The sequence below is a fragment of the Jiulongibacter sp. NS-SX5 genome, assembly GCF_052828545.1.
In genome coordinates, this window is the sequence record NZ_CM128248.1 from 3,040,160 (window position 1) to 3,065,717 (window position 25,558).

Here is a 25,558-nt window from a genome sequence, read left to right on the forward strand (position 1 = left end):
ACTAATTCTTAGTATCCGTCGTTCTGCGTCAAGTTAGGGTTTGATACAATTGCTGGAGATGGAATTGGATAAAGTACAGTGTAATCATCCTGAATTAGTGTACCTGTTCCGGTTGTAAACTTACCAAAGCGAACTTCAGTAGTTCTTTTACCACCTTCCCAGTACATTTCACGTCCTATTTCCTCGAAAAGACTATTTTCATCTAAAGAAGATAGTGTACTAGCACCTCTCTTAGATCTTAGTTCATTGATTGCTGCAAGAGCACCTGCACTATCACCAGCTCTCATCATCGCCTCAGCTTTCATAAGGTATGCTTCTGCATATCGCATTAAGATATACTTACCGGCTGTAGCAGGGTGATACTTAATTACTCTGATACCTTTATCAGTAGGAGTACCAGCTAAAGTTACGTCTCTAGTGAACTTCAACAGATTCTGGGATCTTGAATCAGTAATAGGATCTCCATTGTCATTATACTGTTGACCAATCAAGAAACCATAACCAATACCAGACATATCAGTTCCATCAGCTGCAGCAGGAAGTCCTTTACGAACGTCTTCATCACTGAAAGTATCGTAGAAGTCTGCCAAAGTAGTGAAACCATTCCAACCAGATGGATTTTGATCATAGTGAAGCGTCATCATCCAACGGTTCTGAGGAGTACCTTCATTTGAGTTAAGGATAGTCTCAGTGGTAGCATCTGCAGAGAAGTTACCAAAGAAGTCATCGCTTAAGGTATAACCATCAGCCTCAATTGCTTCTACATGCTCAATTACTTTTGCCATATCAGCAGCATCGTGATTGTACGGGCCTGCAGGAGTAGAAGAAGTAAATACAGCTTTGTTAAGATAAAGCTTCGCCAATAAGAAATTAGCAGCAGCTTTAGAAGCCTTAGGATTCAGTGCAGCTGGTCCAAGGTTTTCAAGACCCGAAAGAGCCTCGTTTAAGTCTGACATTACAAAATCAAAAGCTTCTGATCTTGTAAGAACTCTTGGATTCACATCTACACCATCGGTCACTTCTCTAAAAGGTACCTGACCCCAGTAATCCATTACATGGAACATGTTCCATGCTCTTAGGAACTGAGCCTCTGCTTTTTCAGCAGCAGACGGGTTAGATGCGATAATCTCATTACACTTATAAATACGCTGGTTCAGTTGGTTCCAGGCATTGATGATACCAGAGTGCGTAGCATCCCAGGTATGCTGATCAAGTGTACGCCATACACCGTTATCACCCCAGTCAACCCCTCTTGTAGGAGGAATCATTTCGGCTGTCGGGTGCTGACCAAGTGCATAGATATTCGCCTGGTCTGTGTATGCTCCTAAATCTTTGTAAGCAGATACCAGAAGTTCGGTTGGGTTACCTGGAGTAAATCCGCCGCCGCCTTCGTTTGCTCTCACGATGGAATCTTTCTCATCGTTTATCAGGTCTGTACAAGAAGCAAGCATCATGATACTTAAACCTCCTGCTATAATTTTTTTGAAATTTTTGTTTTTCATTTTCTAAAGTCTTTTAGATGTTTTTAGAATGAAATGTTAGCTCCAATAGTCCACGTTCTAGCTCTTGGATAAGCCGTATAGTCAATACCAAATGAAGGAATACCGTTAAGAGACTTATTAGTACTTACCTCTGGATCCTGACCACTGTAGTTAGTGAAAGTCATTAGGTTTTGACCTGTCAAGAATACTCTCAAGCTTGAGATTGTATTATTAGAAACAGGAACTCTGTAACCTAAGTTCAAGTTCTGCAATCTTACGAAATCACCTTTCTCAAGGAATCTTGTAGATACATCCGGTGCGTTCCACGGACCTTCATCAGAACCTACTACGTCTCTTGTAACGTTTCTACCGTTGTTCAATGAACCTTTGGTAAAGTAAGCGTTAGCAGTGTTAGAGTAAATGTAGTTACCAAATACACCGTTGAAGAAGAAGCTTGCATCAAAGTTTCCGAATGTGAAGTTGTTGGTTAAACCAGCTGTAACTTTAGGAAGCGGGCTAGCTCCTACGAACTGCTGGAAGTCACCATTTGGATAAACAGATACACCTTGGTCATCATATCCACCAAACTCACGAAGGAAGAAGGCAAACATTGGCTGACCAGCAGCAAGACGCTGAGCAAATGCTCCTGTCAAACCTTGACCGTTGATTTCACCAGTATCATAAACCCCTTCAAGGTCTTTGATCACGTTACTGTTATAAGCAGCATTACCTACTATTTCCCAAGTAAAGTTTGTCTTATCTACTGCTACTACGTTTAAGCCTAATTCTACCCCTCTGTTCTGGATATCAGTATCAAGGTTTTTCCAAACGAATGGCGTAGGAGCCGGCTGAGCAGAAACTACTTGGAATAATAGGTCTTTCGTGTGCTTGTCGTAGAACTCTACGTTACCACTAACTCTATTGTTCATTAAACCGAAGTCTAAACCAATGTTTAATGTTGAAGTAGATTCCCATCTTAGGTCAGGGTTGTTAAATGCTACTGCATTCAAACCACCACCAGAGATGTTATCTGCACCTTCGTTAGCACCCCATCCAGAGTAACGGTCACGTCTGTCGTAAAGGTTGTGAGGAATGTTTTGGTTACCTACCAAACCATAACCTACACGTAGAGCTAAGTCAGAGAATACATTTCTAGGTACAAAACCTTCTTCAATAAGCTTCCATTTGAAAGCACCAGAAGGGAAGTAACCGTATTTGTTGTTACCACCAAATCTAGAAGATCCATCCACACGAAGAGTACCAGTGAATAAGTACTTATCGCTTAGGTTCAAGTTCACACGTCCGAAGTATGATTGTAACTCATCTCTTTCAGAAGAAGAGTTTGTAATGAAGTTATTCTGAGGCTGAGAAGCGTCAGCAGAAGCAGCGTTGTTGATCATGATATCAACATCGTTGGTTGCAAAGTTTGCAAGGCTGGCTGCTTTATAATAACCATCAAAACTCTGGTATGAATAACCCAATAGGGCATTGATAGATGAATTACCCATTTCCTTATCGTATGTGAAGTAATTCTCCCAAAGTTGGTTGTCAGACTCAATATCAGTGATATAAAGACGACCAATATCAAGAACACCTCTTAGAGCAAGGTCGCTAGAGAATGCATTCTTTCTACTAGAAAGTGACTTGTCAAAACCAAGAACTGTTTTGAATTTCAAACCTTCAATGATTTGAAGCTCAGCAGCTACGTTACCAAGAGCTCTCAAAGTGTTCGTTCTATCTTTGTTATAATCAACTATAGCACGAGGGTTAGGCTCAGTAGTAGTAGGCTGGTATAGAGAACCATCTGTGTTATAAACCGGCCATGTTGGGTTTGTTTTTAAGATGGCAGCTAATAAGTCACCTGTAAAACCTGAGTTTTCAGAAATCGCAACACCTCTATCGTTAGAGTTTGCAAGGTTAACATTTGAGCTTAAAGTCAATTTGTTATTGATAAACTTCTTAGAGCCATTGAAACCTACAGTGTATCTTTTGATACCTGAAGTAACTACGATACCCTCCTGATCTAAGAAACCTAGAGAGAAACGGTAATTTCCTGAAGCATCTCCACCACCGAAAGCTAAGTTATGCTGGTGTGTTTGAGCTGTTTGGAACATTACATCTTGCCAGTCAGTATCTCCTCCTAAATCCTGAGAAGGGTTAGCTGCTGCAAACTCATCAGCAGAAAGAAGATCATACTTCTTAGTGATGCTGCTGAAACCAAGGCTATATCCGTAAGAAAGTGTTCCCTTACCAGTTCCTTTCTTTGTTGTGATTAACACAACCCCTTGAGCACCACGAGCACCATAAATGGCTGTTGCAGATGCATCTTTCAGGATATCAATACTTAAGATATCATCAGGGTTTAAGAAGTTCAATGGGTTTTTAGCCGGCTGACGACCAATACCTTGTGAATCACCACCTGCAGAAGTGTTTCCTCCACTAAGAGGCACACCATCAATTACGAAAAGTGGGTTATTACCACCATAAACAGAAGATGTACCACGAATACGGATGTTGATTCCACCACCTGGCTCACCAGATGTTTGTGTAATCTGAACACCAGCTACACGACCTTGCATCAATTGCTCAGGAGAAGTAACGATCCCTTTTTGGAAGTCCTTCGTTCCGATAGCGTTAACTGCACCAGTCGCATCTTTTTTCTTTACTGTACCATAACCTACTACAACTACTTCTTCAAGTACCTGATCATCTGCTTGTAGAGTTACGTTAATTACTGATTGACCTTGAACGGCCACATCTTGTGGTTGCATACCCACAAAACTGTAAACGATAGTTCCGTTAGAAGGAACGTTAGACAGGCTGTAAGATCCGTCTATTCCGGTTGAGGTTCCGTTGGTAGTTCCTTTTACCTGAACTGTTACGCCAGGAAGTTCACCACCATCTTCATCGACTACTTTACCCGTAACATTAATGTTTTGGGCGAAAGTAACTACTGTCATGAATGAAAAGAGAATTGCCAGAATGGTAGACTGCATTCCCTTACCTGTATTGAACCTCCCAGGATTCAATTGGTAGTTTTGTTTCATCATTAGGTTTAAGTTTAAGTTAAGTAAATCATTTTTTCAGCTTACTGACTTGTTGGGATATATTCCCGATAGTTTTGGATTATTAGCTGAATTAGGCCGTAAACCTACAAAAACATGCTCCCATAATCCAAAAATGATTGAAGCAAAAATGTATTATCGGCGATATAATTTTCTCGAAATCGTTTGCGAGGCAATTCGCAATCGTTTGCGGTTTTTTGAATTGGATTATTTAAAGGTAGGATTGGCTTAAAAATGTCTAAATGACACTTGTTTTTTGCTTTTTCCTGAAGCCCCTTCAACGATTTTTTCCCTTCCTTTTTTGACTTATGTTCCACTTCATGATCGGAAGGTTTATCTTTGACCACTTTTTGAGTTGAAAAATAACAGGTAATGGATTTCACAAGACTTAAGTCTAAACTGAAAGGAGAATTTCTTGACGACAAAATCACAAAAACACTTTATGCTACTGATGCATCTGCATACCGAGAGGTGCCTTTGGCTGTAGCTTTCCCTAAAGATGCAGATGACATCAAAGAGTTGATTTTGTTTGCCAATAAAAAGAAGGTGACATTGATCCCCAGAACAGCCGGTACATCCCTGGCGGGTCAGGTTGTTGGTAAGGGTATTGTGGTTGATGTTTCCAGAACCTTTACCTCTATACTTGAGGTCAATAAAGAAGAATCCTGGGTGAGATTGCAGCCTGGTGTGGTGAGAGATGAACTCAACATGCACCTGAAAGACTTTGGTCTGTTCTTTGGACCAGAAACTAGTACAGCCAATAGAGCCATGATTGGCGGAATGGTAGGTAACAACTCCTGTGGTACCAACTCAGTAATCTATGGCAGTACACGAGATCACCTACTTGAGGTCAAAGGTTTTTTGAGTGACGGTTCTGAAGTAACTTTTAGCAATCTGAGTGTAGATGAATTTGAAGAAAAGGTTGAGAGTCTCCATTTAAAGAAAAAGCTGACACTCGAAGACCAGGTTTATAAGCACATTACAGAGTTATTATCGTCATCTGAGGTGGCAGAAAATATCAGAAAGGAGTTTCCCAAGAGAACGATCCCTAGAAGAAATACGGGTTACGCCATAGACGAACTTCTGGAGACCAAACCTTTCACGCCTTCGGCAAAAGATGATTTTAACTTCTGTAAGTTGATTGCCGGTTCAGAAGGAACATTGATGTTTATCACCGAGATAAAAATACAAGTCAATGAATTGCCGCCTAAGCATAAAGGAGTAGTAGGTGTTCATTATGATAGCATTGATGATTCATTGAGAGCCAATATTATTGCTCTGAAGTACAGCCCATCTGCCGTAGAGCTCATGGATCATTACATTCTGGAATGTACAAAAGCCAATAAAGAGCAGATGGCCAATAGGTTCTGGGTAGAAGGCGATCCGAAAGCTATATTGGCCGTGGAGCTTTACGGTGAGTCCATTGAGGAGGTTAAGGAAAAGGCTGCTGCTATGGAGGCAGAAATGAGGGCAGCAGGTTATGGATACCATTTTCCGCTTCTTTTTGGTGATGATATCAAAAAGATCTGGACTCTTAGAAAGGCCGGCTTAGGTTTATTGTCAAACCTCCCGGGAGATGAGAAGGCTGTTCCGGTTATTGAAGATACAGCCGTGGATGTCAATGACCTTCCTGAGTTTATCAAAGAGTTTAACGAGACTCTGGCTAATAGAGGTCTTAGCTGTGTACATTATGCTCATGCAGGTACAGGAGAGCTTCACCTTAGACCAATTATCAATTTAAAGACCAAAGAAGGAAATCAACAATTCAGAGATGTAGCTCAGGATATTTCTGACTTGGTTAAAAAATATCAAGGCTCTCTTAGCGGTGAGCATGGAGATGGTAGATTAAGGGCGGAGTTTATTCCTCAGCAAATAGGGGAGGAAAATTATCAATTGATAAGAAAACTAAAGTATACCTGGGATCCCAAGGGCGTTTTTAATGCCAATAAAATAGTGGACACCCCTGCCATGAATGAGCAGCTGAGGTATGAGCCAGGTCAGCAGACTCCGGAATTCCAGACCGTTTTTAAATTTAAAGATCAGGATATACTTCAGCATGCAGAGCAATGCAATGGGAGTGGTGACTGTAGAAAGACATATCTGAGTGGAGGTACCATGTGTCCGAGTTATATGGCTACCAAAAACGAGAAAGATACCACACGTGCCCGTGCCAATATGCTTCGGGAAGCTCTCACCAGAAAAGACGGACAGATTTCGTTTGATCCGGTAAGTGGAAATGGTATTGACCGATTTGACAATAAAGAGGTGAAAGAAGTGCTTGATCTCTGTTTGCTGTGCAAAGGCTGTAAATCAGAGTGCCCGAGCAATGTAGATATGGCCAAACTCAAAATGGAGTTCCTGTACCATTATCAGAAGAAAAACGGGGTGCCGACTCGTTCAAAACTAATTGCCAACTTCTCAAAAATGAGCAAGCTGGGTTCCATTGCTCCCGGCTTTTATAATTTCCTATTCAAAACAGATAGTCTGAGAAGAGTTGGCAATAAACTGGTAGGTTTTCACCCGGATAGAACCATGCCTTTGCTTCATAGTACTACACTTAAAAAGTGGTATGATAAAAATGCCGAAGAACTTCAGAAAGGTGGTAAAGGGAAAGTGTATTTCTTCTGTGATGAATTTACCAACTATAATGATGTGGAGATTGGTCAAAAAGCAATTCAACTGCTGAATGCTTTAGGATATGCCGTCATCATTCCTGATCACGTGGACAGTGGAAGACCATACTTATCAAAAGGTTTGTTAGAAGAGGGTAAGCAGAGGGCTTCGCAAAATATTGAGATGTTGGCAGATTTGATCACATCAGAAACCCCTTTGGTTGGTGTGGAGCCAAGCTGTATTTTGGCCTTTAGAGACGATTATCCAGAATTAGTTCCTGAAGAGTTGGTGTCAAAAGCCGAAGAGCTCGGTAAAAATGCTTTGATGATTGATGAATTTATAGCTCAGGAAATGGATGCCAAAAGAATACATAAGTCGTCATTCAAAATTGAAAAGCGTCTGATCAAACTTCATGGACATTGCCAGCAGAAAGCGGTGAGCTCACTTGTTCCTACCAAGAAAATGCTTTCTCTGCCAGAAGGCTATGAAGTGCAGCTGATTCCAAGTGGCTGTTGCGGTATGAGTGGCTCATTCGGTTATGAAAAAGAGCATTACGATATCTCGATGAAGATTGGGGAGCTAGTGTTATTCCCTACAGTTCGTCAGCAACCTGAAGAAGTAATTATAGCAGCACCCGGCACCAGCTGTCGCCACCAGATTCATGACGGTACAGGCCGTGAGGCCAAGCACCCTGTGGAGGTGCTTTGGGAGGCTTTGATTTGATCCATAAAATCAAATTTATAGATCGTAATCTGCCAAAATGTGATCTAAAAGCCAAAAGAATAAGATACTCCAGCCGAGCTCACAAAGAAATATTGACCTGGGTCAAAGATGCTTTCTTGACGTGAAACAGACAGACTTAGGCCAACGACATGGTTGACGCTTTTAATTTTGAAGTTGTTCGCAATTCCCAGCTTCTGTGATTTGAGGTTGATAATGGGTAAGGTCTCGGCATTGATACCGAATCGGTTAATCTCAGGTGAAAAGCCCATTCCAGCGGTAATAGCCCAGAAGATGTCCTCATTATCTCCGTAATTTCTGAAAGTTATATTCCCGGATTTGCTCCAACCTTCGTCAGATGGGATGAGGTAAGGCGTGAAAAACAAAAATGAATTACCCATATATTTTCCCAATGAACCGGTAAGTATATGAGTATAACTCTCGCTGAATTTCAAAGACCTAATTCCTACCGAAGCTTCAAAGCTTTTAGGTAATGATTTATATAGCTGGAAACCGTATCGCCAACTCGGGAAAATGGAAGACTGAGAATGACCTACATTCACGTAGGCATACAGACCGTTGGCTATGCTCGGATAAGAGTCGATCTCAAATTGAGTGCCCGTTGTACCAAATTTTTGATTCACATTCATTTTACCAATGATACTGCCCAGCGGTGTATCTCTGTTATATGAAACACTGTAATAGTGCATTGGGTCATAAATCTGTGTAAAATGATCAATTGAATAAGAGGCGGAAACCTGATTGAGTACAAAGTTCTTTGTTAGCTCGTCATAGAATTTAAGCATCGTCTCATTTTGAGGATACTTTTTTAGGAATCGTTTACATGTGATTACTGCCTTACTAAAGTCTCTGTTGTCACGCTCTGCCTCGGCTTGATAAATAACAAAATCGACATCGTCAGGAAAAAATTCCAAAGCTCTTTTGGTAAGGTTTTTTGCCAGATGATATTGTTCTGCCCACATTTCATTTCTAATGGCTGCCAGCCAATATTGTTTGTCGCCAGGATCTTGCTCCAGCAAGATTGTAAATTCCTTTCTGGCTAATTTATAGCGGTCTTCCCATCCATAAACAGTGGCCAGGAACAGACGTACTTCGCCATAAGTAGGAGATTTAGCGGTAACCTTTTTCAATAAGTCGATCGCCTTTCCTCTTTGTTCATTAAAGGCCAATTCTCTTGCTTGGGCAAAGGCCTCATCTACTCCTACCGTTAACTCCTGTGCTCGTAGACTGAAACAGCAGATACTGATCAATATGACAACTATAACTGATCTCATGGCTGGCTTAGGTTAAAGGTAAGTTGCTCTCCCATGACCACTTCTTCCTCAAAGTCTTCAGGGTCAAACCTTTTCATTTTTTCTTCCACGGTTCGTAAAAACTGTGGATTATTTTGAAAGCGTTGCAATGCAATTTCTTCAATTTCCAGAGCTTTATCTCCAAGGCTGTTCCACCAATAAAGATCAAGAAGTGCCGAATAGGCGTCTGTATATAGTGGGCTTCTTTCTATTACAAAATGAAGAGCCTCTTCAGCTTTTTCTGGTTGCTTATTCCAACCGTAGATTCTACCTCTCAATGTACGCCCATCGAAATGATTATAATTGAGATTATTAAGGTGATCTAAGAGTAAAAGGGCTATTTCATACTGTTGATTATGAGCAGAGTCTCTGGCCATGAAATAGATCTCACTTTGGTTTTTGCCTTTTATTAGGCCTTTGATTCTTTTCTGGTCAGTTGCTGAAATTTCTATGAGGTTAGAAATATTCATCTTAAGCTCTGGCGGAATCATCTTGTTTTCACTTGTTGTATATCTATTGACCTTTTTGGCATGTGCTAAAGCATTTTGTACCAAAGATTTTCTTTCAGGACTTTTGACTTCGGTCAAACTCAAATGTTCTTCAATCTCATATGTTTTTCCCTGAGCCAGAAAAGTGTTACCAACCACATAATCACTAAAAGAACCTTTGTACTTCATGAAAGGGATTTCCCTTTCCTGATTCTTAGCCAAGCCTAAACCAAGCCATGGAACATCCTTGGGGGTTTTCATATGGTAAGCTTCTGCCAATAGGCCTGTGATAGCGGGTGTTAAGTCCATATGAGAAGAAACTGTATTGATTTCTTTGGGCTCATTTACAAGTGGACTGTAGACTAACAGCGGAACATGGTACCTGCAGATTTGATTTTTCATGGCTACAGGAATTAGTCGATGGTCTCCGGTGATCATGACAATGGTATTTTCAAAATCCGGACGTTTCTGCAGACCTTCCATAAACTCTTTGATGCTGAAATCGGTGTAAAGTAGACTGGCGAATACTTCGGGATGCTCTTCAATGGTCTCTTTATAGCCATTTAAAGCTGGATTGGTTTCTATCATTTTTTTGACCGTGGCCAGATATTTCTCTTTGTAAGGGAAAGAAAATGGCTCATGATTTGAAATAGATAACACTACATCTAAGCGAGGCTGATTTCCTTCAGGAAGTGAGGCCAATGTCTTTCTGTAGATCTCTGAATCAGGATATCCCCAGCTAAAGCCTTCTTTTGTAGAGTTGGTCTTTTGATAATTTTCATCGAAACTATTTTCATCGATAAGGTTATCAACGCCTTCATTCACCAGATACCTGTTTTTATTGTCAAAGGCTGAATTTCCCCCTTCGTAGTATGAAGTTTCATAGCCGTTTTGCTTCAACACAGAGATTAATGACATGTGTTCAGGGAGATTCTCAAGCTCCAGGAAGCCGTTTTTGCCGAAAGGGGCAGAACCCAAAATAGACGGTAATGCACCGAAAGACCTTCCCGTATTACTCATAAAGCGAGTGTAATAAAGCGAATGATTGCTAAGTGAATCTAAATAGGGTGTAAAGCCAGGATATTGGGCTGTTTTACCCATAAAGTCTCCTCCAAGACCTTCAACCACCAAAAGAATGATATTTGGTTTGTTTTCACGAAGTGTCATGTGTTCGGAAAGTCCGTTTTGACCAGATTCGAATTTGTGCATTAACGGGAATGGACTCCCGTCAGCTAAAAACTCTGCATTATTTCCAAGCCTACTATCTTGATAATATTGTCGGGCATCATTGAGAAAGTACGCAGACTTTGACTTTTCTGTCAGGTCATCTGCCAGGAAGGAAATAGTCCCAATAGATAGCAGAAACAGGCCTATTGATACATAACTTATCGCCTTTCCCTTTAAGCTCATTAGCAATAGAACGTAACAGGCCGGAAGTGTCAGGAAAAGCAAAATGGTGCCGGCGGATATCTCTGCACTGGAGCCCGTGATAAATAATATATCATCAAGTTTATAACCGAAAAGGTCACTACCTAGAGGTAAATGGGTTTGAGCCGCATACTGATTTAAGCCCAAAACAGCCAAAATGACAATTATGTTTAGGGAGATAAACAAGACCTTTGCCAGCAAGCGATTCAACAACTGAAGTGGAAGAAATACTCCAGCAAATAAGATTGTTGATATCCCTGCCAGGACAATATTAAATGGAATAGCAGAAGATAACACTTCAAGAGTATTCAAGTGCTGGTCCTTTACTATAAAGAGTTGATAGATTGTATCTATAGCTATTAGTATCAGGCTCATAAAGAGCATGCTACTTAAGAGGAAATGGATGTTTTTCTGAGTAGTGTTTTTCATTATTAGGTGCTTTTAATTCCAACCCGGGTCATCTCTCCCCAGGTCTTTTTTCCTTTGATTTTATCGATATGCCCTCTAATAGCTGACCAGACTAAAAATGGATGGTAAAGAACTGGTTCGGCTATGGCTGAGATCACAAGTCTCCATATATCTTTAGGATCTTTGTATTGATAATAAGTTATCTCTTCGGCATAAATGGCGAGCATATTTAGCATGAACGCAAATGTGTATATGACAGCAGTTATAGCATAAAAAAAAGGCCAGTTCACCATTCCTAGAAGGGCTAAAATTAGAAATAGTATGAGCCCTCCAAATTCAAGTAAAGGAGCCAGAAACTCAAAAAAGAACCAGTACGGATAACTCAGGATGCCTATTACTCCATATTTGGGGTTAAAGAACATTTTACGATGAATCCAAAGCGTTTCTATAGTTCCTCTAGTCCATCTGTTTCTTTGGCGACCAAGAATTTTATGGCTTTCCGGAGCTTCAGTCCAGCAAAGTGGATCGGGAATAAATCTAACCTCATAAGGCTGTTTTTGTTCTTTCATGAATCTTCTCATCCTTACCACAAGCTCCATATCTTCACCTACAGTTTTGGTGTCATATCCACCTACAGCCTTTACGATTTCCTTGTCAAACATCCCGAAAGCACCGGAAATGATCAGGAGTCCGCTTAGCTTACCCCAGGCCATTCTGCCTAAAAGAAAGGCTCTCAAGTACTCCAGAACCTGCATTCGGGCAATCTGATTTTTAGGAACATGAACTTGAGTGATAGCCCCGTTTTTAACTTCACAGGAATTGATAATTCTAATCACCCCGCCAGTGGCAATGACTCTTTTCTTACTGTCAAGAAATCTTTTGACCAATTTTAAGAGAGCATCTTGCTCCAGAAGGCAGTCTACATCTATGCAGGCCACATATTGGGCCGAGGATACATTGATCCCAACATTTAGGGCATCTGCTTTCCCTCCATTGACCTTGTCAACTACTATCAGGTTTTTAAACTCAGGTAATTTGGATTTATAAATATGCTTAACGGGCTTTCCTGGAATATCTTCTGCATATTCCATATCAGAAACTACCAATTTGTAAGCGTTGATGGCTTTTTGTAGCGAGTCGTCTTTGCTCCCATCGTTTACAATTATAACCTCGTAATCAGTGTAATGTAATGACAGAAGTGATCTTATGTTTTCTACAATTGTAAGCCCTTCATTATATGCCGGAGCAATGAGTGAAACTTTAGGAGTAATAAATGAAGGAAGCAACTGCTCGTAATTTGTATACTTTGCCTTCTTTAAATAGGCTTTTAATGCACTTATAGAAATGATAGACAGTATCACATAAGAGGAAATGATAAATACCGAATAAGCGATAATACCATATTTAAGGTAAAGCAGGCCATATGACAAAAAACTGTTCATGGTCTTAAATAGCCTTAAGTTTTACGCTATTCGGCAAGAGGTCAAAAACCGGCGTCTCTGATTGTTTTTCCTTAATGCTTTCACAAATACTTCTAACAGCATTTTTTGCCAGCTGACGAATTTCCTGACTATTTTCTCTGGCACATTTGATCATGAAATCTAAGCTGTCTACCATGTGGAAAGAGGTAATGACTTTTATGATTTCACATTTATTTGCAACAGGCTCATCTGCATAGATTTGAATTAACCTTGGGTAAATGCCTACATGGTAAATTTTGCCGAATGTCTTTATCGCCTCTTTTCTGACACTTTCGTTAGAATGAGTCAATAGTGTAGCAAGCTCCTTCGTTTCAGTTTCTGATTTAGAAAACGCTTTTAATCGGCATCCAAAAATCTGATAGCTATCTGCTTTTATTAGCCAGCTGGCCAGCGGCGGGAAAATATTTACATTTTGAATTTTAAGGGCCTGAAGAGCCTGCACCTGAAACCAATCTGACAAATAAAATTCGCTCTTGAGTAGTTCGTCAAAAGCTAGTTTATAATCTAATTTGATCAAGGCCAATGCACTGTTTTCAAGGATCTCTGTATTATTGGTTCTTCTCTTTAGATTGATAATAGTTCTACATGCTCCCTGATAATTCATTTTTGTTAGTTCAAACAAGGCTGAAATGACAGAGGAAGATTGAAGAGAGGAAAGTTTCTTGTAGGCTTCTTTATACAATTTTTTCTCAGCGTAGTATTCGTCAAGTACCTCGGCAGATTCTCCTTGAAGCGTCGATTTTAACTTCAAAAGCTCTTCTACAAGGACTTTTGAGCCAAAAGAACTTTCAAGTAACAGCTTCTCTGTTTGTTGGCTTTCTTTTGACAGGCTTTCTTCAAAGAGTACTTCAGTAATCAACGGCTGGCAGGCTTGTCTTAAATCTTCTTTTTTAACTGCCATCACCGTTTTTTTCTTTCTGCTGTAGAAAACTATAGACAAAAAGCATATACCAGACACCAATAAGATCAGCGAACTAAGCCAGAAAATGGGGATGATATTTTGGTCAATGTTCAATTGAAACACTATGGTATTATTTGGCAAGTGATATTTTTCTGGATTGACGGTTTAGTCTTAAACCAATTTTTTTAACTCTGATTAATAATTCATTGGGACTAAAAGGTTTAGCCAGGAAGTCATCGGCACCTAGTTCAAAAGCCTCAAGGACGGTTTTCTCTAAACCTGCAGAGCTTAGGACAATAATCGGCGTCTCAGATTCCAGTTCGTTTCTTACTATACTCACGAGTTCTAAACCATTTAGAAATGGCATCATGATATCGGTGATAATAATATCTGGCAGCTCCTCCTGTAGTTTTAATTTAGCTTGATGTCCGTCTGAGCAGGTAACCACCTCATAGCCCTCTTTCTTAAATCTGAATTCAAGAGACTTAAGTAGTAATAGTTCGTCTTCAAAAATGTAAATCTTCATAATGGTTTAATTTCTTAGTCTACTTGATTATAATTTGTGTCGAGTTCTTTCTTTATAGCCTTTCTGTATGTGGCGTATTTGTGTTTGACAGAATAATAGAGGTTCTCCAGATCCTGATAAACTTCAATATTGTCATACTCTAATCGGTCTAACTCAGCTTTGGCATCAATACCTACTGTCATAAAAGTTGATTTAAGCTTATGAGCTATTTCAGAGACCTTCTTTGCATTCATTTTCACTACGGCGTCGTTAAGCTTTTCCAGTTCTTCTGGTATGGCCACTAATGAGGTTTCGAGTATTTCTTTTTCAAAACTCTTATCCTCATCACTGAGTGATTTCAGATAACTTAAATCAAGTTCTATTTCAGGTTCGTCCTGTTGTCTCAATAGAGGCTCATCAGGCACTTCAACCGTTAGGTTTTTGATTTTTCTGAATAGCTCTTCTTGTTCAAATGGCTTTGTGATGTAATCATCCATTCCTATGTTGATGCACTTCTCTTTTTCACCAACCAGTGAGTGAGCAGTCATGGCCATAATTGGGATGGTAGAACGCATCTCATTTCTAATGTACATCGTGGTTTCATAGCCATCCATTTCTGGCATTTGAAGATCCATAAGTACCAGGTCATATTGGGTCATGCCTACACGTTCTATTGCCAGAAGTCCGTTTTCGGCTATGTCTACGTTTATGCCCTTTGATTCTAAAACCTTTTCGGCCAATTTCTGATTGAAAATATTATCCTCCACCAGAAGAACTTTTAGCTGTCTTTCAAAAACGATATCTTCTGTTTCGACACTGTTTGAATTAGAATCTGATTCTTCCGCTAGGTCAAAAGGAAGAGAGAATTTGAACGTAGAGCCTTTGTTTTCAGTACTGTTTACTGTTATCTCGCCACCTTGAAGTTCTACTAAAGATTTTGTGATACTTAAGCCAAGGCCCGTTCCGCCATACTTCCTGGTGGTACTGGAGTTGGCCTGAATGAACCTGTCGAAAATATTTTCAAGCTTGTCCTCTGGAATACCAATACCGGTGTCTTGTATTTCAAAATTGACTGTGACCTTGTCTTTTTGGCGTTCGTCTTTTTCTACATAAAGCCTAATATGCCCTTGCTCAGTGAACTTTATGGCATTATTCAGAAGGTTTACTAAAACCTGACTGATTCGAGTGGGGTCACCCATAAGGCGGTCCGGAATATCTGGCTCTATCAGGAATTTAAACTGAAGGCCTTTTCTTTCAGCACTTGGCTGTAGAATTTTCCAAACGTGATCTATCTGTTTTTCCAGACTGAAAGGAATCTTCTCAATCTTAATTTGACCAGAATGAATTTTGGAGAAATCAAGGATATCGTTGATGAGATCCAAAAGAATAGAAGAGGCCATGTTAATAGAGCTCACATATTCTCTTTGTTCGCTGTCAAGGTTTTTAGTTTCACTCAGTAGCCTTCCGAAACCTGTAATGGCGTTCATTGGAGTACGTATTTCATGGCTCATATTGGCCAGGAACATCTCCTTCATTCTGGCATTCTGCTCAGCATCTCTTTTAGCAGATTTGAGATTATCTTCCAGATTTATTCTATCCGTAATATCAGTGACGTTTCCTATGACATACTTGGTGCCATCGGTATCTTCAGCCACCACATTATGGTACATCCAAGTTACCTTTTTCTGATCACGATTCATGATCTGCATTAGGCCCTTAGACTTTCCTTTAGATTTTAATTCTTTCAGGTAATTATTCAGGCTCTTTTTGGTTTCCATTGGCAAAATATCCAACAGGTTTCTACCCAAAAGTTCGTCTTCATTATAACCCAATAGGTAGCAGCCTTTTGGGTTCATACTTAGAAAATTTCCATCCAGATCATGTGTGTATAAGATCACCTGAGAGGTGTCAAAGAATAATCTGAATCTATTTTCACTGTCTTGTAATTTACTCTCTCTTTCTTTTTTCTCAGTTACATCCAGACCAATGAGAACATAGCCGGTAAGAATTTCAAAGTCGTTTTTGACGGGAGTAATAGACGCCTCTACACTGATTTCTGAATTATCTCGACAGATATAGGTGTATTCCTGAGTATCAGATACGTTTTGTTTGGCTCTGTAAGTAAGGCAGTCCACACCTGGTTTTATTTCGGCGTCAAACTCTGATTCAAGTTCATGTGACTTTTTAATCAGGTCCATTGGGTTATGGAAAATCACCGGAGTGTGCTTTCCTACTACCTCGGCTGCCGAATAACCGAGCATAATTTCGGCTCCTGAGTTAAAATAAGTGATAGTACCGTGTATGTCCATCGCTATAATGGCGACCTCGGTTCCCGCCTCCATAATACCTCGTATATTGGTATTGAGACTTTCAAGTTCTATTTGACTCTTCTTCTCTTTGTTGATATCCTGAATGGTACCTATTACACGAACACATTTTTTATTCTCAAAAACGGGTTGTCCTTTGGCACGTACCCATTTTCTATTGCCCTTGGCAGAAATTATCTCCAGCTCTACGTCATATGGTTTGTTAAATCTGGTGGCCCGTGTCATCAGCCTTTCTATTTCCTGTCTGTTCTTACCTTCAGGGTAGAAATTGATGGCTCCATCTAACTGAGGTTCAAAATCCTCAGGTACTTCATGGATTTCTTTAGTAACTGAGGTCCAGGTTAACTCATTGGTTATGGCATTAAACTCCCAGCCGCCTATTAAAGCAATTCGGTTGGTTTCCTCCAGCATAGACTTTGCTAGCTTTAAGTCTGAATCCGCCTTTTCGATTTGTGTAAGATTTGTACCAGTACCGTAAATGAGTCTGTTGGCTATATCTAGTTTCATATGCCACTCCAGCAAGACATAATCGTTCTTTTTCGTTTTGAATCTGGCCTTAAGCGTATGGGAAGTATTTCTTGAGTTTAACTTTTTAGATGCCTCAGATAATAGTTTGAGGTCGTTTGGGTGAACCAAATCCCAAATGATCTTTGAAAGAAGCTCCTTCTCTCCCCATAAGAGTGTTCTTCTAAATGCCGGGTTTACTGACTTTAAAATGCCATCAAAATCAGTGACTACAATTAGGTCAGAAGAATTATTGACAATATCCTGATAGTATTTCAGATTACTTTCTTCAATTTCAGGTTGTAGGCATTGTTTCTCATTGGTGAATTGCTGAATCAATAAACCTTTCACATTATATAACCTTTTTGAGGAAATCAGAATAAGCTGCCCGTCTGCTGAAAATCTCGGTCTTGCCAGAGCCGTTTTAAACATATATTTCAGGTCAGGATAAGTAGGACACCAACTATATTTTTCGGGTGAAATACTTCTACTTGTTAAGGGCTCAAAAAGTTTACTGTCTTTTGCCTTAAAGCTTTCAATGAATTCTTTCTCTGTGAGTAATTGATGGTCATATTTCTTCTCACAAATGATGACTGGATCTGCTTGATGCTCGGGTATAAAAATGGCAACTTCGGCTTCAGTAATTTTTTTCAGTTCGGTAAGGCAAGCCATCATTTCTTCTTTGGTACAGTATTGTTCCAAAGTCTCTGATTCTGATGTCTTTTTTTGTAGTGTAAGCGGCATAATTTTCCTGACTTTTAAATGAAAATTACTAGTAGTTTTTGCTCAGAAAATTCCCAAGTTTCATGCCATGCCAAGTGCCATTTCCTACCTCTAAATAGTGAATTGATAGCCAATAAAATGCCTTTTATGCATGTTATGGCCTTGTTTATACTTACAAAAGCCCATTTGGTGTCTAGAATGCAAGGGCTCTAGGTCGTAAAAGAATTTCTAAAAAGTTAGCAAGCGGATACGTTTTGAGATTTATTGAAAACTGGCAAAGAGAAAGATTGCTTTAAAAGCCCTACTTTTGAGCCATCTCAATAATAAAAATAGTATTTCATGCTCTTTCAATTAACCTCACAAAAGCCACAATCGGGTCACATCATATTACCTTATTTTCAGTCTGAAGACTTAATAGATAAGATATGTGAGAATTCTCTTCTCCATGACCAAAGAGAAACTTTGAAGGCAATAAGTTTTAGTGCTAAAAAGGGTGAGCAGTTTACCTTTTTAACTCAGAATTTGGGTTATCCTCAAGTGACCCTACTGGGCTTAGGGAAAGTAACAGCGGATGAGACTCAGATGATAAATCTTTTCAGGTCAGTTTTCTCAAAAAACAAGTCTGACTGGAGAGGAGAAATTATTATAGACCTTCGGGGTTCGAGTGAGCAATTGGCTCATGCCGTAAATGGAATAGAACTGGCCTCTTATGAGTTAGGAATGCTAAAAACTAAAAAAGCTGAGAAGCCTGATTTATTTTCAGATGAGAGTAGCTCTATTACTTTTTGGGTAGAGGCGGTGAATGATCAACTTCAAAATGCTCTTGAAGTCGGACTGAAAACGGGAGAGACTCAAAAGAACATCATGGCATTGGTAGATTCACCATCGAATTATAAAACGCCTGAGATAATGGCGGAGTATATCCAGAAGTCAGGAGCCGCAAATGGCTTTGAGGTGACCGTCTATGATGAAAAGCAATGTGAGGAATTAGGTTTTCTTGCCTTACTTTCTGTTGGAAGAGGTAGTGTGGATAGACCCGCCAAAATGGTGGTGATGGAGTATAAAGGCGGAAACAGGAAAGTAGGATTTGTAGGGAAGGGCGTCACTTTTGATACAGGGGGTGTTTCGCTGAAGCCTGGAAGCGGTATGGAAGACATGAAAATGGATATGGGAGGTTCGGCCGCTGTAATCGGTGCTGTGGAGCTGACTGCTAAATTAAAGCTTGATGTCCATTTAATCGGGATTGTGGCCCTAACAGAAAACTGTATCGATGCTCTGGCAATAAAACCTGGTGATGTCATCAATTCTTATTCTGGTAAAACCATAGAGGTGATCAATACCGATGCTGAAGGTAGACTAATTTTGGCCGATGCCATCAATTATATGGTGAAAACCTATGACCCTGAGCTCATGATAGATTTAGCTACGCTAACCGGTAGCTGTATCAGAACGCTGGGTCATGTTTCTGCAGGCATGATGACCAATAATGAAGATTTGGCAGATTTACTTAATACCGCAGGATTAAAAACAGGGGAAAAGGTGTGGCGTTTGCCTTTGACAGATGACTACCGTGATGAACTGAACTCAGATGTGGCAGATATCAAAAACCTTGGAGGACCATACGCGGGAGCTACTACTGCCGGTAAGTTCTTAGAGTTTTTTACAGAAGAGCATAAAAACTGGGCTCATCTTGATATTGCAGGCACAGCTTTTAAAAAGTCAGAGTTCTCAAAAGGAGGTTCGGCTACGGCATATGGAGTCAGATTATTATCAGAAGTGTTAAAACAATTCTAGTACACCATTTGCTACCCGATTTTCAAGATCGAGTAAATAGCGTTTGTTTGGTAGCCCACCGGCATAACCAACCAGGCTTCCGTTTTTTCCGATAACCCGATGACAGGGGATAATTATACCGATTGGATTCTTGCCATTGGCAGAGGCTGCGGCTCTGATCACTTTAGGGTCTCCAAGTCTTTTGGCCATCTCATCATAGGAGATGGTTTTGCCAAAGGGTATTTTAACGAGCTCGGCCCAAACTCGCTTCTGAAAATCTGTTCCGTCAAGGTCTAAAGGGAGGTCAAATGCTGTTCTTTTCTCATTAAAATACTCCTGAAGTTGAGACTTTAAATCTTGCAGGCATTGAGGAGGTTCGGGACTTTCTTCACCAGCTTCTTTTACAAATGTGACTTCTTTGACACCGTTTTTTGAGCAAACAAGCTCTATCGGGCCTCTGGGAGAGATATAATAGGAGGTAAAGATTTCCATATGATCTTGAATTTAGAAAATTAAGACGAACTTTGAAGGCAATAATCTTAGCAATTAAAAATGACCATTGAAGAAATATACCAACGCTTCAAAAACTCCAATAAAGTCTGTACTGATACAAGAAAAATTGAGAAATATGACCTCTTTTTTGCTCTCAAAGGAGACAATTTCAATGGGAATAAATTTGCAAAGCAAGCAGTAGAAGCAGGAGCAAATTATGCCATTATTGATGAGGCTGAATTTGATTTCGGACCACAGTGTATTTTAGTGGAGAATGTATTAGAAACTCTTCAAAAGCTGGCAACTCACCACAGACGTCAGTTTGATATCCCTGTTATTGGTTTGACTGGTTCAAACGGAAAAACCACCAACAAAGAATTGCTAAAGGCTGTATTGGCCAAAAAATATAAAGTACATGCCACAGCCGGCAATCTCAATAATCATATTGGTGTGCCTTTAACTTTGCTTTCTATGCCTGAGGATACCGAAATGGCCGTTATTGAAATGGGAGCAAATCATCAAAAAGAAATAGAATTGCTCAGTAGTATCGCTGAGCCAACTCACGGTTTTATTACCAATATTGGCAAATCTCATTTGGAAGGTTTTGGTGGAGTGGAAGGTATTCGAAAAGGGAAAGGTGAATTATATGACTATCTCAAAGCTAATGAAGCCTATGCTTTCGTGAATGAAACCAACGAGACATTGCTGGAGATGGTCAAAGAGAAGCAGATGATGTTGACCATTTATTATGGCAAAGATGAGTTTGCTTTGAGAATGTCTGCGGAGTCTCCGGAAGTCAAGTTTATTGAACCCGAAAACGGTATAGAATATACCTGCCATATCTCGGGTGCATATAATTTTGAGAACATGCAAACGGCATTTAGTATTGGCCGATTTTTCAATGTGCCGGTACAGGATGCAGCCGAGGCCATAGCCGCATATAGTCCTCAAAATAATCGATCACAAAAGATAGAACAGGGTTCAAACACCATTTTTCTTGATGCTTATAATGCCAACCCTTCTTCTATGGAAGCATCGGTCAAAAACTTTATGGCTTTGGAAACGGAGAAATCTAAAGTGGTGATTCTCGGAGACATGTTTGAGCTTGGTGAGGCTACAGAGGAAGAACACGAAAAGCTAGGTGCACTCTTAGCCACGGGTAGGTTTTCTACGGTGGTGTTATTTGGAGAGCATATGAAATCTGCTTTACAGCATTTGCCTTTGGCATTTTACTTCACAGATAAGTTTTCTCTTCATAACTGGCTGTGGGATAAAGCTTTCTCAAATACGGCTTTTCTGATTAAAGGAAGTAGAGGGGTGGGCCTTGAAACTACCTTGAAGTTTATTGGTGATGGCCATACTGCCAAATAGATAAATGATCTGCCATTTCTTTTGTTAATAGAGAATTTACATAGTGATTGGTTTATTGTGTAGATAATATTCGTTAATTTTGGCATCGTTTTAGATAAATTCTATATCGAATTCAAAAAATTGTAGATAAAATAACTTTTCCAATGTCAACAGAAACGAATACGTATCTTCCTTACAAAGTAAAAGACATTTCATTGGCAGACTGGGGCCGCAAAGAAATTACTCTTGCTGAAGCCGAAATGCCAGGTCTGATGGAAATCAGAAAAGAGTACGGACCTTCAAAACCATTGAAGGGTGCTCGTATAGCCGGATGTTTACACATGACTATCCAGACGGCAGTTTTAATTGAAACATTAGTAGAGCTAGGTGCTGAAGTAACCTGGTCTTCTTGTAATATTTTCTCTACACAAGATCACGCTGCTGCTGCCATTGCAGATGCGGGTATTCAGGTGTATGCATGGAAAGGAATGACAGAAGAGGAGTTTGACTGGTGTATAGAGCAAACACTTTTCTTCGGTGAAGAGAAACAACCGTTAAACCTAATCTTAGATGATGGCGGTGACTTGACAAATATGGTATTAGATCAATACCCTGAGTTGGTTGCTGATATCAAAGGGCTTTCAGAAGAAACCACTACAGGTGTTCATCGTCTGTATGAAAGAATGAAGAAAGGTACTCTAACAATGCCTGCAATCAACGTTAACGATTCAGTTACAAAATCGAAGTTTGATAATAAGTATGGTTGTCGTGAGTCATTGGTAGATGCTATTCGAAGAGCTACCGACTTAATGCTTGCTGGTAAAGTAGCTGTAGTGGCTGGTTATGGTGATGTAGGTAAAGGTTCTGCGGAGTCTTTAAGAGGTGCAGGATGTAGAGTCTTAGTGACAGAGGTTGATCCTATTTGTGCACTTCAGGCTGCCATGGATGGCTACGAGGTAGTGACGATGGACGAAGCTGTTACCAGAGCCCAGATTTTTGTAACTGCTACAGGTAACTATAATATCATTCAGGAGAAGCATTTCTTGAAGATGAGAGATAAAGCCATTGTTTGTAATATTGGTCACTTCGATAATGAAATCGATATGGCTTGGTTAAATAAGAACTTTGGTGATACCAAATCTACTATCAAACCTCAGGTAGATCTTTATAATGTGAATGGTAATGACATCATTGTATTGGCAGAAGGTCGTTTGGTAAACCTAGGCTGTGCCATGGGTCACCCGTCTTTTGTTATGTCATGTTCATTCTCAAACCAAACACTTGCTCAACTTGAGCTTTGGAACAATACGGACGCTTACGAGAACAAAGTATATGTATTACCTAAGCATCTAGATGAGAAAGTAGCTGCTCTTCACCTGAAGCATGTGGGTGCTACCTTAGAAAAAATGACTCCTGAGCAGGCTGAATATATTGGCGTAACTGTTGACGGACCATACAAGTCTGAAATGTACAGATATTAAGAACGACTAATCGTTTAAACCATAGCCCCGGCTCAGTTGAGCTGGGGCTTTTTTAGTTATTTATTATGAGATTTTTTGTTGAGTAGAAGTTGAATCCAAAGTACTTTTGAATTCAGATATTACTTATGAACAAACTTCAAATCACCATTGCCAAAACAGATCAGGAACTTCAAGGAATTCTGGATCTTCAAAATGCGAACCTTCGAAATAACCTTAGTCCTGAAGAAAGAGAAAATCAGGGTTTTGTAACCCTGGAGTATGATTTCGATTTCCTGAAGGAAATGCCGGCGGAGCATCATCATGTGATTGCTAAAGATGGTGATAGGGTGGTAGGTTATGTATTGCTTATGGATCCCTCAAAAAATCATTTGATGAAAGTAGGAGCAGGCATCTTTCCTATTTTCGATGAAATGGAATACTTAGGCAAGAAGTTTAAAACCTATCATTATTGTTCTGTTGGTCAGGTTTGTGTAGATAAAGATTATGCCGGCAAAGGTCTTTTAGGTCGAATGTATGCTCATTACAAGGCACTATATGCTGAGCATTATGATCTGGCCATGACGGATATATCTTACAGAAATGAAAGATCTTTAAAAGCCCATAAAAAAGCCGGTTTTCAGGTTATCACTCGTTTTGATGAACCTGATGCAGGAGAACCTTGGGATATTGTCATCTGGGATTGGGTGAACTAGATATTGATCAGGTTAAACCTGAAATCAAGTGGGTCAAAAGCCTCAATTAAAACCGAAATGAGGTCAGACCTCTTTTCTAAGAAAGGTATGATATTCTCTTTTCTTTCCTGAAGACCACCTCCCGGGAAAGCTAGCTCCTTGGCTTTGGCCAGTTGATTCATGGAATCAGTATGCTGCCTTTTCTCTGCTCTTCTCAGCTTCTTTTCCAGTCGTTCCAGAAGGTTAACAGATTTGGTTTGAAATGCTTCGGTGGTTCTTTGAAGAGTTGGATCTATGGTGCCTGCTTTTTGTAGCAAAGAGTCATAAAGTGCTTCAAGCTGTTTCAGCTCAACACTCAAGCCAACTTCATTTTGGGAGTTTTTCTCAATCCACTCTTTCTCTAATACATGAAGGGGTTTGAAAATCTCCTCTGAATCTATGGTGAGCTTTTGACAAATGCCTTTGAGCTTGTCATCCATTAACAAACCAAAGTTTCGAGGAATCAAAGCCGGGAAAGACTCCTTATAAAAGTCAAAAACGGGTTTTAACTGTAGCCAATAAGGCACCTCTGAAGGTCCACCGATGTAGGCCAGGTTAGGAAGTATAACCTCTTCATACAGCGGTCTCAGCACCACATTTGGGCTAAATCGCTCCGGCTCTGTATCTATTAGCTTTAGAATTTCATCTTTAGAAAATTCTATTTCGGTATTCAGTACTTTGTATCGCTCGTCCTCTTTGACTATGCGTTCCCTGAGACCTTCTTCCAGATAAAAGAAGTTGATCTCACGAGCTGAAATTTGTGTTTTATAGCCTAGCTTTTCAAGACTTTCTGTTTGACCATTGACCAAGTCATAAGCCTTGTTTTCCAAAATATCTGATTTGATGACTTCAGAAAATACAGCTTTCAAATCTCTATCGTCTGCGTCTAAAGTGATTAGACCATACTCACCAAATAGCTCATGCATGTAGGCTCTTACCGCCCCTGCTAAAGTGTCGTTTTCCTGATACGCTTTTCTAAAGATATCGGCAGACTTGCCTAATGTATTTGCCAGTTCGGGTAGACCATTAGTATTCATTCTACCTACCGCACCTGTCTGAGGAGTATCCCAGAAAACCTTATTACTAAAAGCCCTTGTGAACTGTATTTCCTCTAGGTCATGATCTTCAGTCGCCATCCAATAGATAGGGACAAAATTATAATCCGGATTGGCCTTTTTCAGCTCTTGAGTCAGATTGATAATTGTGATAATCTTAAAAGGAATGTACAACGGCCCACTAAAGATATTGAGCTGATGACCTGTAGTTACCGTAAACGTATTTTCTTCGTTAAGGAGATCAATGTTGGGGAGCTTGTTTATTCCTTCGTATTGCTTTTTTAAACTTGAGACCAGCACTTCTCGTTTGTTTTTCGAGAATGACTTGGCGTCAATCAGCTTTTTGAAGTTTTCAATTTTGGGAAATTCACTGTAGAAGTTTTGTAACTCTGGCTTTTCGCTCATGTAATCCAGAAATAAATCTGAAAATGCTCCGGTTTGAGTAAGGGGTAATCGTTGACAGTGATATTCCACAAAAGTTTTTTTCTGAGATGATTTTTAAACGTACGAAATTAGACAAGCGTTCGAAATAATCGTTGCTTTTAGCAGGATTAAGAATTTGAGTGCCCGTCAGAGGAAGTTGAATTTAACATCTTTTAGTCCAATTTTGACCTAAAAATCTTTGCTAGATACCAGTAAATCGACTGAAAACGCCAACTTTGCAGTTACTTCATTAACATTATAAAATATCTTAAAAAGAGCCTACTACTGAGCAATTTGACAGTGAGCTAAATTTTAAG

General features: G+C 39.9%; 16 protein-coding genes. 5 read left to right on the forward strand and 11 right to left on the reverse strand.

The genetic code is table 11. From position 1 onward, the window contains the following. Positions 1-8 precede the first annotated feature (8 nt). The 3 genes from ACUXV0_RS13500 to ACUXV0_RS13510 all read right to left on the reverse strand — a co-directional run bounded on the left by ACUXV0_RS13500 (position 9) and on the right by ACUXV0_RS13510 (position 4,929). Complete coding sequence (locus ACUXV0_RS13500) at positions 9-1,502, reverse strand: RagB/SusD family nutrient uptake outer membrane protein (RefSeq protein WP_446190090.1); 1,494 nt, start codon at positions 1,500-1,502, stop codon at positions 9-11. A gap of 23 nt (positions 1,503-1,525) precedes the next feature. After that, complete coding sequence (locus ACUXV0_RS13505; protein WP_446190091.1) at positions 1,526-4,531, reverse strand: SusC/RagA family TonB-linked outer membrane protein; 3,006 nt, start codon at positions 4,529-4,531, stop codon at positions 1,526-1,528. A 101-nt stretch (positions 4,532-4,632) separates the two neighbouring features. Then, positions 4,633-4,929, reverse strand: a complete 297-nt coding sequence (locus tag ACUXV0_RS13510; RefSeq protein WP_446190092.1) for a hypothetical protein — start codon at positions 4,927-4,929, stop codon at positions 4,633-4,635. Between ACUXV0_RS13510 and ACUXV0_RS13515 the strand changes: the two genes are divergently transcribed. Beyond that, positions 4,919-7,882 carry an FAD-binding and (Fe-S)-binding domain-containing protein gene (locus tag ACUXV0_RS13515; RefSeq protein ID WP_446190093.1) on the forward strand — a complete coding sequence of 988 codons (2,964 nt, stop codon included), beginning with the start codon at positions 4,919-4,921 and terminating at the stop codon, positions 7,880-7,882. The two genes, ACUXV0_RS13510 and ACUXV0_RS13515, sit on opposite strands and share 11 nt — an antisense overlap. 44 nt (positions 7,883-7,926) lie before the next feature. On the opposite strand, the gene ACUXV0_RS13520 is transcribed toward ACUXV0_RS13515, so the two are convergent. The 6 genes from ACUXV0_RS13520 to ACUXV0_RS13545 all read right to left on the reverse strand — a co-directional run bounded on the left by ACUXV0_RS13520 (position 7,927) and on the right by ACUXV0_RS13545 (position 17,936). After that, the gene (locus tag ACUXV0_RS13520; protein ID WP_446190094.1) at positions 7,927-9,174 is read right to left on the reverse strand and encodes a YaiO family outer membrane beta-barrel protein; all 1,248 of its coding nucleotides are present in this window, start codon (positions 9,172-9,174) and stop codon (positions 7,927-7,929) included. Then, complete coding sequence (locus ACUXV0_RS13525) at positions 9,171-11,537, reverse strand: sulfatase-like hydrolase/transferase (protein WP_446190095.1); 2,367 nt, start codon at positions 11,535-11,537, stop codon at positions 9,171-9,173. Before ACUXV0_RS13525 ends, ACUXV0_RS13520 begins: the two co-directional genes overlap by 4 nt. A gap of 2 nt (positions 11,538-11,539) precedes the next feature. Next, positions 11,540-12,958, reverse strand: a complete 1,419-nt coding sequence (locus ACUXV0_RS13530; protein WP_446190096.1) for a glycosyltransferase family 2 protein — start codon at positions 12,956-12,958, stop codon at positions 11,540-11,542. 4 nt (positions 12,959-12,962) lie between these two features. Next, the gene (locus ACUXV0_RS13535; RefSeq protein ID WP_446190097.1) at positions 12,963-13,898 is read right to left on the reverse strand and encodes a HEAT repeat domain-containing protein; all 936 of its coding nucleotides are present in this window, start codon (positions 13,896-13,898) and stop codon (positions 12,963-12,965) included. A gap of 130 nt (positions 13,899-14,028) precedes the next feature. Further along, positions 14,029-14,424, reverse strand: a complete 396-nt coding sequence (locus ACUXV0_RS13540) for a response regulator transcription factor (protein ID WP_446190098.1) — start codon at positions 14,422-14,424, stop codon at positions 14,029-14,031. Positions 14,425-14,438: 14 nt separating this feature from the next. Beyond that, positions 14,439-17,936, reverse strand: a complete 3,498-nt coding sequence (locus ACUXV0_RS13545) for a PAS domain S-box protein (RefSeq protein WP_446190100.1) — start codon at positions 17,934-17,936, stop codon at positions 14,439-14,441. Positions 17,937-18,296: 360 nt separating this feature from the next. On the opposite strand from ACUXV0_RS13545, the gene ACUXV0_RS13550 reads away from it, so the two are divergent. After that, positions 18,297-19,751 (forward strand): leucyl aminopeptidase family protein, encoded by a 1,455-nt coding sequence (locus ACUXV0_RS13550; RefSeq protein ID WP_446190101.1) that lies wholly within the window; start codon positions 18,297-18,299, stop codon positions 19,749-19,751. Here the strand turns inward: ACUXV0_RS13550 and ACUXV0_RS13555 are convergent. After that, positions 19,737-20,222: a methylated-DNA--[protein]-cysteine S-methyltransferase gene (locus tag ACUXV0_RS13555; RefSeq protein WP_446190102.1), complete on the reverse strand. Its 486-nt coding sequence runs from the start codon at positions 20,220-20,222 to the stop codon at positions 19,737-19,739. The two genes, ACUXV0_RS13550 and ACUXV0_RS13555, sit on opposite strands and share 15 nt — an antisense overlap. A gap of 60 nt (positions 20,223-20,282) precedes the next feature. Between ACUXV0_RS13555 and ACUXV0_RS13560 the strand changes: the two genes are divergently transcribed. The 3 genes from ACUXV0_RS13560 (at position 20,283) to ACUXV0_RS13570 (ending at position 23,745) form a co-directional block, all read left to right on the forward strand. Next, on the forward strand, positions 20,283-21,593 hold the full coding sequence (locus ACUXV0_RS13560) for a UDP-N-acetylmuramoyl-tripeptide--D-alanyl-D-alanine ligase (protein ID WP_446190103.1): 1,311 nt from the start codon (positions 20,283-20,285) through the stop codon (positions 21,591-21,593). A 143-nt stretch (positions 21,594-21,736) separates the two neighbouring features. Continuing rightward, positions 21,737-23,053 (forward strand): adenosylhomocysteinase, encoded by a 1,317-nt coding sequence (gene ahcY / locus ACUXV0_RS13565; RefSeq protein WP_446190104.1) that lies wholly within the window; start codon positions 21,737-21,739, stop codon positions 23,051-23,053. 125 nt (positions 23,054-23,178) lie between these two features. Beyond that, positions 23,179-23,745 carry an N-acetyltransferase family protein gene (locus tag ACUXV0_RS13570; RefSeq protein ID WP_446190105.1) on the forward strand — a complete coding sequence of 189 codons (567 nt, stop codon included), beginning with the start codon at positions 23,179-23,181 and terminating at the stop codon, positions 23,743-23,745. Here ACUXV0_RS13570 and bshC read toward each other — a convergent pair. Next, on the reverse strand, positions 23,742-25,292 hold the full coding sequence (bshC, locus tag ACUXV0_RS13575) for a bacillithiol biosynthesis cysteine-adding enzyme BshC (protein ID WP_446190106.1): 1,551 nt from the start codon (positions 25,290-25,292) through the stop codon (positions 23,742-23,744). The genes ACUXV0_RS13570 and bshC overlap by 4 nt on opposite strands. Positions 25,293-25,558: the final 266 nt, after the last annotated feature.

Bases quoted from the DNA above. Each gene is read 5' to 3' on its own strand.
- ACUXV0_RS13500 (WP_446190090.1), bottom strand. From the start codon at position 1,502: ATGAAAAACAAAAATTTCAAAAAAATTATAGCAGGAGGTTTAAGTATC.
- ACUXV0_RS13505 (WP_446190091.1), bottom strand. From the start codon at position 4,531: ATGATGAAACAAAACTACCAATTGAATCCTGGGAGGTTCAATACAGGT.
- ACUXV0_RS13515 (WP_446190093.1), top strand. From the start codon at position 4,919: ATGGATTTCACAAGACTTAAGTCTAAACTGAAAGGAGAATTTCTTGAC.
- ACUXV0_RS13520 (WP_446190094.1), bottom strand. From the start codon at position 9,174: ATGAGATCAGTTATAGTTGTCATATTGATCAGTATCTGCTGTTTCAGT.
- ACUXV0_RS13525 (WP_446190095.1), bottom strand. From the start codon at position 11,537: ATGAAAAACACTACTCAGAAAAACATCCATTTCCTCTTAAGTAGCATG.
- ACUXV0_RS13530 (WP_446190096.1), bottom strand. From the start codon at position 12,958: ATGAACAGTTTTTTGTCATATGGCCTGCTTTACCTTAAATATGGTATT.
- ACUXV0_RS13535 (WP_446190097.1), bottom strand. From the start codon at position 13,898: ATGGCAGTTAAAAAAGAAGATTTAAGACAAGCCTGCCAGCCGTTGATT.
- ACUXV0_RS13540 (WP_446190098.1), bottom strand. From the start codon at position 14,424: ATGAAGATTTACATTTTTGAAGACGAACTATTACTACTTAAGTCTCTT.
- ACUXV0_RS13550 (WP_446190101.1), top strand. From the start codon at position 18,297: ATGCTCTTTCAATTAACCTCACAAAAGCCACAATCGGGTCACATCATA.
- ACUXV0_RS13555 (WP_446190102.1), bottom strand. From the start codon at position 20,222: ATGGAAATCTTTACCTCCTATTATATCTCTCCCAGAGGCCCGATAGAG.
- ACUXV0_RS13560 (WP_446190103.1), top strand. From the start codon at position 20,283: ATGACCATTGAAGAAATATACCAACGCTTCAAAAACTCCAATAAAGTC.
- ahcY (WP_446190104.1), top strand. From the start codon at position 21,737: ATGTCAACAGAAACGAATACGTATCTTCCTTACAAAGTAAAAGACATT.
- ACUXV0_RS13570 (WP_446190105.1), top strand. From the start codon at position 23,179: ATGAACAAACTTCAAATCACCATTGCCAAAACAGATCAGGAACTTCAA.